This window comes from Psychromonas marina (genome assembly GCF_030161115.1).
Taxonomy (GTDB): Bacteria; Pseudomonadota; Gammaproteobacteria; order Enterobacterales; family Psychromonadaceae; genus Psychromonas; species Psychromonas marina.
The window spans coordinates 1-12,452 of the sequence record NZ_BSPQ01000003.1 but is presented as its reverse complement, the minus strand read 5'-3'; the positions used below and the strand labels follow the sequence as shown (position 1 = coordinate 12,452).

General features: G+C 34.4%; 11 protein-coding genes. All 11 read left to right on the top strand.

The annotated features are described in order from the left end of the window. The first annotated feature begins 212 nt into the window (after positions 1-212). Positions 213-878 carry a DUF4156 domain-containing protein gene (locus tag QQK09_RS07455; protein ID WP_284203501.1) on the top strand — a complete coding sequence of 222 codons (666 nt, stop codon included), beginning with the start codon at positions 213-215 and terminating at the stop codon, positions 876-878. A 121-nt stretch (positions 879-999) separates the two neighbouring features. Beyond that, positions 1,000-1,356, top strand: coding sequence for a hypothetical protein (locus QQK09_RS07450; protein WP_284203500.1), 357 nt, complete (start codon positions 1,000-1,002; stop codon positions 1,354-1,356). 912 nt (positions 1,357-2,268) lie between these two features. Then, positions 2,269-3,813 (top strand): serine/threonine-protein kinase, encoded by a 1,545-nt coding sequence (locus tag QQK09_RS07445; protein ID WP_284203499.1) that lies wholly within the window; start codon positions 2,269-2,271, stop codon positions 3,811-3,813. A 135-nt stretch (positions 3,814-3,948) separates the two neighbouring features. Further along, a complete protein-coding gene (locus tag QQK09_RS07440) occupies positions 3,949-4,683 on the top strand; it encodes a hypothetical protein (RefSeq protein WP_284203498.1) in 735 nt (244 codons plus the stop codon). 128 nt (positions 4,684-4,811) lie between these two features. Beyond that, positions 4,812-5,345 carry a hypothetical protein gene (locus tag QQK09_RS07435; protein WP_284203497.1) on the top strand — a complete coding sequence of 178 codons (534 nt, stop codon included), beginning with the start codon at positions 4,812-4,814 and terminating at the stop codon, positions 5,343-5,345. A gap of 127 nt (positions 5,346-5,472) precedes the next feature. After that, on the top strand, positions 5,473-5,781 hold the full coding sequence (locus QQK09_RS07430) for a hypothetical protein (RefSeq protein ID WP_284203496.1): 309 nt from the start codon (positions 5,473-5,475) through the stop codon (positions 5,779-5,781). Positions 5,782-6,343: 562 nt separating this feature from the next. Next, on the top strand, positions 6,344-8,209 hold the full coding sequence (locus QQK09_RS07425; RefSeq protein ID WP_284203495.1) for a P-loop NTPase fold protein: 1,866 nt from the start codon (positions 6,344-6,346) through the stop codon (positions 8,207-8,209). Positions 8,210-8,319: 110 nt separating this feature from the next. After that, positions 8,320-8,643 (top strand): hypothetical protein, encoded by a 324-nt coding sequence (locus tag QQK09_RS07420; RefSeq protein WP_284203494.1) that lies wholly within the window; start codon positions 8,320-8,322, stop codon positions 8,641-8,643. Between the two features lie 137 nt (positions 8,644-8,780). Then, complete coding sequence (locus QQK09_RS07415; RefSeq protein ID WP_284203493.1) at positions 8,781-9,533, top strand: SDR family oxidoreductase; 753 nt, start codon at positions 8,781-8,783, stop codon at positions 9,531-9,533. 863 nt (positions 9,534-10,396) lie between these two features. Beyond that, entirely contained in the window at positions 10,397-10,672 is a 276-nt protein-coding gene (locus tag QQK09_RS07410) for a hypothetical protein (protein WP_284203492.1), read from the top strand. A gap of 1,020 nt (positions 10,673-11,692) precedes the next feature. Next, entirely contained in the window at positions 11,693-12,310 is a 618-nt protein-coding gene (locus QQK09_RS07405) for a hypothetical protein (protein WP_284203491.1), read from the top strand. The last annotated feature ends 142 nt before the right edge of the window (positions 12,311-12,452 follow it).

Below are 12,452 nucleotides of genomic sequence, written 5' to 3'. Positions count from 1 at the left end.
TTATGGCTCTGGTTGAAAAACTAACCCACGGTAGAGGCTAGCACCTTAGTGGGAGTCATTATGTCTATGTTTCTCTTTCGTATTTATTCAATAACTTCGAGTCACTGAATAATAAAAGATACATGTAGAATTTCCTTGAGAGTTGGTTGTTATATTCCTTTCAGTATAAAATCGATATTTACCCCTATAAATATATCTTGAAAAGGTTTTAAATGAAAATTAAGTGTCTATTGTTACTTTCTGTTTTTTTGACTGGTTGTGCTACTGCACCTAAATTAACTACTATTAAGGCTGCAGAGTCAATCAAAGTAACTACATTTAGCCCCCCATCGGGATATGAATTTGTAGCGCCAATAACTGTCGTTGACGGAACGGGATGTGGAAGCTTTGGCTACAGAGGAACATACGAGCGAGCTGAAATAATTCTGAGAAATAAAGCTTATTCACTTGGTGCCGATTATGTTCAAATTAATACTGTCAGAGAGCCTTATCTTAATTACCCAGATTGTTTTGTTAATACTTATCAAATACAAGGGGCAACTTATAAAAATACTCTGATCAGTTCGGAGCTAGAGTATAATATAAAAATGCCTTTGGTTGATTTAAAGGATGCAAAGGATTTTGTTGCAGAGTGTCCATCTGAAAATATTAAAATGATTGTGAATATTGAAAGTGGAGGGGTGTTGGTTGGAACTCTAGATGGCGCAGAGATGGAGGAGAAAGAACCTTATGATAACTTCCATGTAAAAAATGGAAGGTTTATAGGTTCCAATCAGTATAATATGGTTAGTTTTGGCTTAAACACGGAAGAGAAAATAACTATAACATCAATGAAGGAATCCATTTTACTTCAGTGTGTTATAACTAACTATTACTAATAACCAAAACATAACAAGCAATTCAACTGGAAGAAAAACGGCGGGTCATCGCTGCGCGATTTTAACCCACCATTTTTCTCCAGTTAATATGGGCGTTATGTGTCAGTGTTCAAAGGATATTATGCGTAAATTTCTGATTTTGATATTTATTAGTATTCCATCAATAGTCTTTGCTCAAGACCTAAATTTAAGTGAAGGTGTTGAAGTTGAGGATGCATTAAAATTACATAATAATTTAGGTGAAGTGTCTAAATTAATTGGGTCTTGTATGGATTCAGGTAACAGTCATTTGGAATGTTTATGTGCAAATGAAGAGGAAATCCAAAAGTTTAATTTAGCTGTTAAATCTACATTTATAACATATCCACATTGGTTAAAAGCTAGAACGCTAAACTTTAGGCTAACTAATGAATCGAATGCAGTTATTAATCCTAAGGCATTATATGCAGAAGCTGATAAAGTTCGTGAATGTAGTTAATGAAACACATAACAAGCAATTTAAGTCGGAACTAAAACAGTTTGCCATGTTTCGTTCCTCAACAAGTTTGGCAAACAATTTTAGTCCGCTTAATGTGGGCGTTAGCTGGCTTACGATTGCGTGCTTTTGGGTTTTGTGGGCTTTCTTGTATTTCGCAGTTCACTTTTCTATCTCGGGATTTTTCCTTGTGGGTTTAATGTGAATTTCGAAGGTTGTTAGTTTTTGTGTGTAACCTTGGGTTTGTGCTCGATTTACAATAAATGTTCAGCTTCACATTCGTTGTGCAAATTTCCAAAAAATTGTAGTTTAGTAATCTGTTTAAGGTTACTTTAAGCCGTGCTAACAAGGCACTTAAACGGAACAAAAACAGTTGGTTACGTTTCGCTTCGCTACACATTATAACCAACTATTTTTGTCCGCTTAGTGCGGCGTTAATTGGCCTTAAAATTATTTGGGATGTGTTTTCAAATTTAAGTGTTTTTAATACCGACTAAGTTATGAAATACGCTCAAATAAGTTGTCTCGAATGTGACTTTTAATCTGCACATTCAGCCAGATTAAGGTATTTTCGCTAATAGAGTTTTGCTTTTATAAAAACCAAAAGCATAAAACTCATTAGCTTAGTTTTTAATAAATAGAGGCTTCATTTTTTGCCTAGTTTTCGCGTCATATTGAACGAGTAATTTAGATAAAAAGGTTTGTAGTTTCCGCTTGGTATTTGGGTTCTCAATATCGAAATGGTCACTAGAATAATTGGTGTTTAAAGTTCTATTACCGGCATCAATTAACAAGGCATTTAAACGGAATAAAAACAGTTGGTTATGTTTCGTGCCTCAACATTATAACCAACTTTTTTATCCGCTTAATGCGGCGTTAGGCTTCATACAATAATTTCCACTGGATATATCAATTATGACTACGACAAGTTTAAACAAATCTTTAAAAAATTTAAGTTACCTTCCAACTGATATAGGGGATTTTGAATTTGTAAAAAGCTTAGGTGAAGGCGGAAATAGTTTTGTTTTTCATTTTAAAAAGGGTGAAAAAGATTTCGCTATAAAGTTTTTAAAAAAAGCTGAAAGTTCAAAATTAAATAGATTCAAAGATGAATATTTCTGTGCTTCACAAATACCTTCCCATAACAACATTGTCCAAGCATATCACTTTGATAAAGTAACCGTAGATAGCGATGAGTATTTCATAATTATTATGAAGTACTATCAGGGAACATTGCGTACAGAAGACAATGGAAGTGAAACAAATTATGATTCTCAGTCAGAAAAAGCATGGGAATTATTTATTTCTTTAGCAAATGGATTATCTCATTTGCATTCTCACCAAATTATACATAGAGACTTAAAGCCTCAAAATGTTTTTTTTGACGAATCTATCAATGAATATGTGATTGGTGACCTTGGAATCGCTCATTTTTCTGATGAAGTATTTGAAAGGGAATCAAAGACTAAACCTACAGAAAGAATGGCAAATTTTGGCTTTAGTGCACCAGAACAAATTGATAGTAAAGAGGCTGTTCAAGCGTCATGTGACATTTATTCTTTAGGCCAAGTAATCTATTGGTATTTAACCGGGAAGACGATAAGAGGCTTAGATATGGAAGCTTTAGCCAATTCAAATTCACCTGAAAACCTAAAATATTTAGATCGTATCGTAAAAAAATGCTTAATAAACGACGCATCTAAGAGGTTTCAATCCATATCTGAAATTTCAGAATATCTGAAAGAGCTTAAGAATCCGCCTAAACATGACTATTGGCCAGAATTACACAAGTTTGATGATGCTATCCGTAAATCTTTACCCAAAATAAAAAGTTTTTTGGAGGTTTCTGATGAGAAGATTATTAAAAGGTTTTTGGATAACTTTAATAATGAATGTAAGGCCGATGAGTATTGGTATATGAGTGTAGAAGGTGGAGATAACACCTTCACCGGAATTAGCCATCTAGAAGGTATGAATTTTTTATTTTGTGGTATGACGGAAATTAAATTATCTAAGTTATTGGTTTATAGAGATAGTGGCTATCCGTATAAAAATTTCTTTATTTTGCTAATCGACCCATCTGAACCTTTTAACCTTTTGGATGAAGAAGGAAACTCTATAAATAGAGATCTTTCACCTGAATGTAGTCGTGACTATGCGACTTTGTGGAATGAAAAATATGTTGACTGTGATGAAACTGATAATGGTTATTTTGAGTTTCAAGGTGATGTCATCACTGTAGATCGTGATACTTTCAAAGATAGAATTCGACACTTACAAAAGTATGCATATATTATTGTTCCACAAGGAACGGCAACTGCCCGTATGATGGATCGCACTCCTACAGAAAGATTTCTTGAAAGAGTTGTCAAAGAAGAGGCTATTGAAAAAAGTTCTTTGAGAACTTACCTAGATGAAACTAGAAGTCATCATAGCCGAGAAATAACTATGTACAATTAAAAGCCTAACAAGTTGCTTAAACGGAACTAAAACAGCGGGTTACGTTTCGCTTCGCTACACATTTTAACCCACAATTTTAGCCCGCTTAGCAAGGCGTTATGTGCCCACTATTAATCTCCCAATGAGGATGTAAAATTGAATGAATTTATAAAGTTTTTACCAAGCATAATCACTACCTTATTAGTTGTTCCTTTTGGTATATATATTCAAACTCGTTTTAAAGGCTTAGCAACTAGGAATGATTTCAAGAGTGCTATAGAACAGTTAAAACGAAGCACCAAGGCAGTTGAAAGTATTAAAAGTCAAATGAATGAAAAATATTGGGTAAAACAACAAGTTTGGGAAACAAAGCGTTCAGCTTATGAGGAATTAATAACCAGTTTATATTTGACAGAACAATACTTGGATAAAATTATTAATTATCAAACTGAGCATAATGACTGTTTTGTTCATATATGTCATGTGCCAAGTGCACCCTATGAAACTCCTGCTGAAGAAGAATATGCGCGCTCTTATGAGGAACACATTGAAGGTGAACAGTCCTCATTTAAAGAAAAGTACGAATCAGAAAAATATATAAATGAACGGAATAGATTGCTCGATGAAACAAAGGAAAGTATTGCTAAATTGGTAAATGTTTTTTCAATAAAATCAATATACTTGGATGAAAATTTACAAGTAATTGAATGTGAAATCTCTGCGTTAAAACATGAGATATTTGAAAAATCAATTGTACAAGATGATCACGAAGGTATAACCGACTATTTTGAGAGGTTGTTGGGGCATTACATTAAATGCAAAATAACACTCGCTAGTGTTATAACTACGACAAAAGATCTAGCAATACTAGACTTAAAAATCACTAACTAAGGCACATAACAAGTTGCTTAAACGGAATAAAAACAGTTGGTTATCGCTACGCGATTTTAACCAACCATTTTTATCCGCTTAGCAAGGCGTTAGTTACCTAGTTAATCAATTTAATTTGTGAGTTCTTAATGAGAAAGATCGCATCAATTTGTTCGTTAGCAATAATAATATTTATATTTGGAGGAATGTTTTATTCCATCGCTTCAGATGTAAAAATAACTATTAATAATGGATTAGACTCTCCACTTTTCCTTTCTTTTATTCTGTCATTTTTAGTTGGAATATTTATATTTACATTGGCTTATATAAAGAATAAAAGCGCTTTTAATGGAATGAGAAAAATTTGGAAACCGTATCACTTTTTAGCTCTACCTGTAGTATTTTTTGCTTTATTGTCTTTTACTATATTTGGTGCAGTCCCTAAAGGGTTACATAATTTAACTTCTGTAAATGGAAACGTAGATTTAACAGTTAAAGAAAAAATAAATACAAATTTTAAAGGAAGATGCACTCCACGAATTATTGTAAAAGAAGTTACATTTTCAATAAACGGACATGTGTGTATCTCAGAAGTAGAGTTTAGCAAAGTTAAAGTTGGTGATATTTTCAAAGTAACAGGTTTAATATCGTCATATGGATTTGAACGAAATAAAGTCCGGTAACTAACAAGGCGTTTAAACGGAACAAAAACAGTGGGTTACGTTTCGCTTCGCTACACATTTTAACCCACAATTTTAGTCCGCTTAACGCGGCGTTATGCAACACATCAAATATTCAATAGGAGACAATATGTTTAACATAGATTATCAACAATTAATTAAAGAACAGAGAGTTTATTTTGTGAAGTACGGTAGAGGTGGCACTATTGGTGTAACTGATACAGCGCTTAATGATGAAGAAAATAATTTAATTGACGAGATAAGGGATGCTCATCAACAATATCCCCAACAGGTTCATAAGTTAGAAAACGTAGATGATTCAGTTATCATTGAGTTGGAATGTGATTATGATTATGATTCTACGAAAAAAATTCGCATTCAAAAGAAAATTCCACTATACCAAATCACTTTTGAAACATACGATGTTTTAGATAAGTAGATATTCTCAGTTAAAGTTGCATAACAAGCAATTTAACTGGAACAAAAACGGCGGGTCATCGCTACGCGATTTTAACCCACCGCTTTTCTCCAGTTAATGTGGGCGTTATAAAGTGTTCATTTAGTGTGTTGAGGTTGGTTTTGTAAGTCCAAAAATCAGTAAATTTTTTGGCGAAGTTGGCATCACTAACTTCGTTTTAAGATTGTTCAAATGGGCTAGTTTTTCAAAGCCTAAACGTCGTCACTTGCTGTGTAATTCACTTCAAGTGCGGTAGCCTGTTTGAGTGTTCAAAACCGAGTTTTATTCGGTAATTTAAAATTGGTTTTTTGCTTCGTTCGTCAACGCGCTTCGCTGAAAATTAATCTTAAATTTAAAAGGGAAGTTATATCGCAATGTTGCCTTTCAATCGTAGGGTTCAATGGTTGACTTTATAACAAGCAATTTAAGTCGGAACAAAAACAGTTGGCTATTGTTCGTTCCTCACAAATTTTAGCCAACCATTTTTGTCCGCTTAATGTGGGCGTTAGTTGTCTCAATTTTACATAATTTAGCTAGGTAGATAATGTCAGAGCAAAACAAAAACATAGATGATTTTCTATCATATTACTTTAACTTCGATCAGGCTCCTGAATATGCTGTTTTGATTAAAGGAGCTTGGGGATCGGGGAAATCTTGGTTTGTTCAAAAAGCGCTAGAGCGTTTTAAAGAAAGCTCTGGGAAATACCTGTACGTTAGTTTGTATGGAATGGTATGTTTCGAGGATATAGAGAACGCATTTTTCGAGCAAATGCATCCCGTACTCTCTTCAAAAGGTATGAAATTAACATCGAAAATAGCTAAGGGCTTATTAAAAGCAACAATTAAACTAGATCTTGATGATGATGGTAAAAGTGAAACTACCACCAAAATTCCTACGGACGCACTTAATTTACCTGATTATCTAAAAAATACTGATAGCTTTGTACTTGTTTTTGATGATTTAGAACGTTGCTCAATGAATATTGGTGATGTGTTAGGTTATATCAATCAATTTGTTGAACACCAAGGCTATAAAGTTTTAATTATTGCTAATGAAGATGAAATATTAGAGAAATCCGACAAAGATAAGTGTTATTCAAGAGCAAAAGAAAAGTTGATAGGAAAAACCTTTGAACTTGTACCAAACACTAACCTAGCATTAGAATCTTTTATAAATTCTTCTTCCGATACAATAAAAAGTTTTTATCAAGACAATATCGATAATATCACTACTGTATATTCAAGCTCTAAATGTAAAAATTTACGCCACTTAAAACAAGCCCTTTGGGATTTTGAACGTTTCTTCGATGCTCTCCCCGAGTCAACATTTGACAAGAGTGAATTGAAAGAGGAACTACTTAAAATATTTCTCAGTTTTGCTTTTGAAACAAGAAGTGCAAATTATTCAATTCAAGAAATATCAAGAGTTAAAGATAGTATTTACCAAGATGCATTCAATAAAGACAAAGAAAACAAAACCAAATCAATGTATTCATTACTATCTTCCAAATATCCAATGATTAACTTTAGTGATTCTCTGGTGGAAGAATCTGTATGGGTTGAATTTTTTGATAAGGGAATAATTGACGAAGAAAAAATAAAAACGTCAATCGAATGTAATAAGTATTACCAAGACAATAATACTGAAAATTGGGTGAAATTATGGCGATACCATGATTTATCAGATGAGGAGTTTGAAGAGCTTGTTGGACTTGTTAATCAAGAGGTAAATGAATACAAGTTTACTGATTATCATGTGGTTAAACATATAGCTGGCTTATTCATGAGGTTGTCTGATATTGGTTTGGTTTTAGATGATAAGTTGAATATATTGGGAAAATACAAAGTCTATATAGATTTTCTTTTTGAAAACCAACATCTTCCTTCTGATTTGAATGATAATAAATTTGATTTTGATACTGATAGTTGGGGGGGATTAGGCTTTGCGGGTAGGGACATTATTGAGTTTAACCAATTTGAGGATTATCTTGAGGAAAGGATTCAAGAATATAAAGTTAAGTGCTTACCTGATACTGCTGAAGAGTTACTTGAATTAATGAGGAGTGATGTAAGGCTTTTTACCTTGAAGCTTATTCTTTGTAATAACGAAGAAAATATATATTATAAAACACCAATTTTAAAAAGTATTCTTCCAGAAGTTTTTGTTGAAACACTACTTTCTTTATCTGGAGATAACTTTAGAAGTGTAGGTTATGTGTTTAAGGAGCGATATTCAGTTAAACAGTTCCATGCAAACCTAGTTCATGAACTAGATTGGATTAAAAGTGTCGTGACAATTTTAGAGCAGAAGAGTAATGAATCTCAAGGTAAGTTAAGCGGTTATCGAATTCAATTACTTATCGATGGCTATCTAAAAGGAGCTATAGATGCTCTTGAGGAAGACAACTAACAAGACATTTAAACGGAACTAAAACAGTGGGTTAAGTTCCGCTTCGCTACACAGTATAACCCACAATTTTAGTCCGCTTAATGTGGCGTTATAACGTACAAGGATGCACTGTGAATAAATTACATATCGCAATTGCTACAAATAACATTGATGAAACTATTAAAGATTACACAGGTCGGTTGGGTGTAGCTCCTTGTTCATTTGTAATAAATGAATATGCATTGTGGAGAACAGAATCTCTTAATGTGTCAGTTAGGCAAGATTTATCATGCAAGCCTGGTGAATTACGTCATTTAGGCTGGGAGGATTCTTCAGCGCAAGAGTTTAGTGAAGACACTGATGTGAATGGCATTGTGTGGGAACGCTTTAGTGCCCAACAGCAAGCAGATGAAATAAATGAAATATGGCCCGAAGCTAATTTCGTTCCTGAATGAATACGTTATAACAAGGCACTTAAACGGAACTAAAACAGTGGGTTACGTTTCGCTTCGCTACACATTATAACCCACCATTTTAGTCCGCTTAGTGCAGCGTTATGCATTACCTCTAACTCAAGTGTACAAGGATATTTATGAGTTCTCAAAAAGTGGCAATAATCACAGGGGCTGGGCGTGGAATTGGAGCCGCTACAGCACAACTATTTGCTAGTAAAGGTTATGCTGTATGCATCAATTATAAATCTAATTTAAAGTCAGCAAATAAATTAGCTGAAACAATAATCGCGCAAGGTGGTAAGTGTATTACTGTACAAGCTGATGTTTCTTGCGAAGATGATGTAACTCGAATGTTTTCAACTGTCGATAAAGAATTAGGTGCACTATCAATACTAGTGAACAACGCAGGTATTTTGAAAAAGCAATCACGTTTAGAGGATATGACTGCTGATAGAATCAATTCAATACTCGTAAACAATGTCACTAGTTACTTTTTATGCTGTCGAGAGGCTGTAAAGCGCATGTCTACTCGGCATGGTGGTTTTGGTGGCGTTATTGTTAATGTATCTTCGGGCGCATCGCGTTCTGGCTCTCCAAATGAATATATTGATTATGCAGCATCAAAGGGAGCAATTGATACATTAACTAAAGGCTTATCCTTAGAGGTTGCTGCTGAAGGTATTCGGGTTAATTGTGTACGCCCAGGATTAATTCACACTGATATGCATGCAGATGGTGGAGAACCTGAACGAATAGAAAGGCTAAAAAATATTATCCCACTCAAAAGAGGTGGACAACCTGTAGAAGTTGCGGAAGCTATCTATTGGTTAGCTTCAGAAAAGTCGTCATTTTCGACAGGGAATTACTTAGACTTAGCGGGTGGTTTGTAATGCATAACAAGCTATTAAACAAGGACAAAAAACAGTTTGCTGTTTTCGTTCCTCAACATTTTAGCAAACAATTTTTTGCCTGTTAATAGGGCGTTATAAAGTGTTCATTTAGTGTGTTGAGGTTGGTTTTGTAAGTCCAAATATCTGCAAAGTTTTTGGCGAAGTTGGCAGCACTAACTTCGTCGTAAGATTGCTTAAATGAGCTGGTTTTTCAAAGCCTAAAGGTCGTCACTTGCTGTGTTTTTCACTTCAAGTGCGGTAGCCTGTTTGAGTGTCCAGAACCGATAATTATTAGGGAATTTAAAATTGGTTTTTAGCTTCGTTCGTCAACGTGCTTCGCTGAAATTAATCTTAAATTTAAAAGGGCAGTTATATCGAAATGTTACCTTTCAATCGTAGGGTTCAACGGTTGACTTTATAACAAGCAATTTAAGTCGGAACAAAAACAGTTGGCTATTGTTCGTTCCTCACAAATTTTAGCCAACCATTTATGTCCGCTTAATGTGGGCGTTAGCTGGCTTACGTGAGCGTGCTTTTGGTGTGTTGTGGTTTTACTCGTATTTCGCAGTTCACTTTTCTATCTCGGGGTTTTACCTTGTGGGTTTCAAGTGATTTCTGAGAGTTGTTAGTTTTTGCGTGTAACCTTGGGTTTGTGCTCGATTTACAATAAATGTTCAGCTTCACATTCGTTGTGCAAATTTCCAAAAAATTGTAGTTTAGTAATCTGTTTAAGGTTACTTTAAGCCGTGCTAACAAGGCACTTAAACGGAACAAAAACAGTTGGTTACGTTTCGCTTCGCTACACATTATAACCAACTATTTTTGTCCGCTTAGTGCGGCGTTAGCTGTTCAAGGGAACTGGTGTGCAAATGGGTAACAATGAAGTTCGACCAACATTTAGAGTTCTAACATTATTGTTAGCAAGCGGTGCTTGGTATGTGGTTTTTTTAATTATTCATACTGAAATAAGCACATTCAACTCAACAGTGATTCCTTTCAATTGGGTAGTGTTTATTATTACAATTGCCTTTGTTATTTTTATGTTATTTACTGCAATAGCCTTCACATTCACAACTGTTTTAGGCTATATGCCACAAAAACTATTTAAAGTGTTTTCAGGGCAAAGTAGTAAGAATTAAAGTGTAGCGATAAAACAGCTAACAAGAGCTTTAAACGGAACAAAAACAGTTGGTTAGGTTCCGCTTCGCTCCACATTATAACCAACTATTTTTGTCCGCTTAAGCAGGCGTTAATTGGCCTTAAAATTATTTGGTATATGTTTTCTCAATTTAAGTGTTTTTGTTACCGACTAATTGATGAAATATGCTCAAATAAGTTGTCTTGAATGTGACTTTTAATCTGCACATTCAGCCAGATTAAGGTATTTTCGCTAATAGAGTTTTGCTTTTATAAAAACCAAAAGCATAAAACTCATTAGCTTAGTTTTTAGTAAATAGAGGCTTCATTTTTTGCCTAGTTTTCGCGTCATATTGAACGTGTAATTTTGCTAAAAAGGCTTGTAGTTTCCGCTTGGTATTTGGTTTCTCAATATCAAAATGGTCACTAGAATAATTGGTGTTTAAAGTTCTATTATCGGCATCAATTAACAAGGCATTTAAACGGAATAAAAACAGTTGGTTATGTTTCGTGCCTCAACATTATAACCCACTATTTTTATCCGCTTAATGCGGCGTTAGAACTATAGCTATGAGTAGAGTCATCATGAACCAATCACAACTTGTTAAGTATTTATCGAATTTAGTGCAATCGAATGATATTAATAATGAATTGGAATTTATAGAATTCTTACAAAGTAACCAAAATGTTAAAGATTATATAATTGGTAATTGCGAAGATGTTTTTTGGCTTTATTTCGAGCGTCATACATATGATGGGTGGTACTGTGTGAAGGATGATAGGCTTGAATGGTATTATGTATGTTTTCAAGAACATGGCACAACTTCACTACGTAATCGTGGAATTGAAACTAAAATTCACGAAGAAGCAATAACTAAAGTCCTGGTTTATCACGGGTCACTTAAGTTCTAACAAGGCACTTAAACGGAACTAAAACAGTGGGTTACGTTTCGCTTCGCTACACATTATAACCCACAATTTTAGTCCGCTTAGTGCGGCGTTAGCTTTACGAGGAGGTATTCATGGAAATCACAATTATTCTCAATATATTACTCATTCTAAGTATGGCTGTGGTTGGTTTTATCTTTAAAATATACTTTCCTAAGTACTTAGCGGAAAAAGCAAAAAATTTAGCTACTAAAGAAGACATCGCTGAAATTACAAATGAAATTGAAAGTGTGAAAAGTAGTTATGCTCATTCATTGGAACAGGTGAGATCTCACTTGCAGGTAAAATCTGCATTACAGCAAGCTTTTCAATCTAAATGTTTAGAAACATTGGTTACAGTTGATGAGTTATTAATTGAAATACACCTATATTGTTGGAAGGAAATCGCAGAGAGATCACCTGCTGAACATTACGTATGGAACCATGTTAATGAATCAAAAGAAAATAGGGGCTTCCACTATTTTAGGGTTGCTATAGATAAATTTTCCATGGTTCATAGTCTCTACTTAACATTACCAGCAAAAGAAGCACTTAATGAACTTGCTTGTCAAATTGGGTGCCTTTCTAGCATGGAGCTTCACTTGTCAGATAAAGTAGTAGAGGACTCTGCTAGTGCGGGTTACGAAGAAGGTATCGAAGCAGTTGAAAAGTGTAGAGATGCACTATTTATAGAATTTGATATTGCAAAGTAAAAGCTAACAAGGCACTTAAACGGAACTAAAACAGCGGGTTACGTTTCGCTTCGCTACACATTTTAACCCACAATTTTAGTCCGCTTAGTGCGGCGTTGGTATGACTTCCCACGTCAATCTAAATATTACTTTTCCCTGCTCA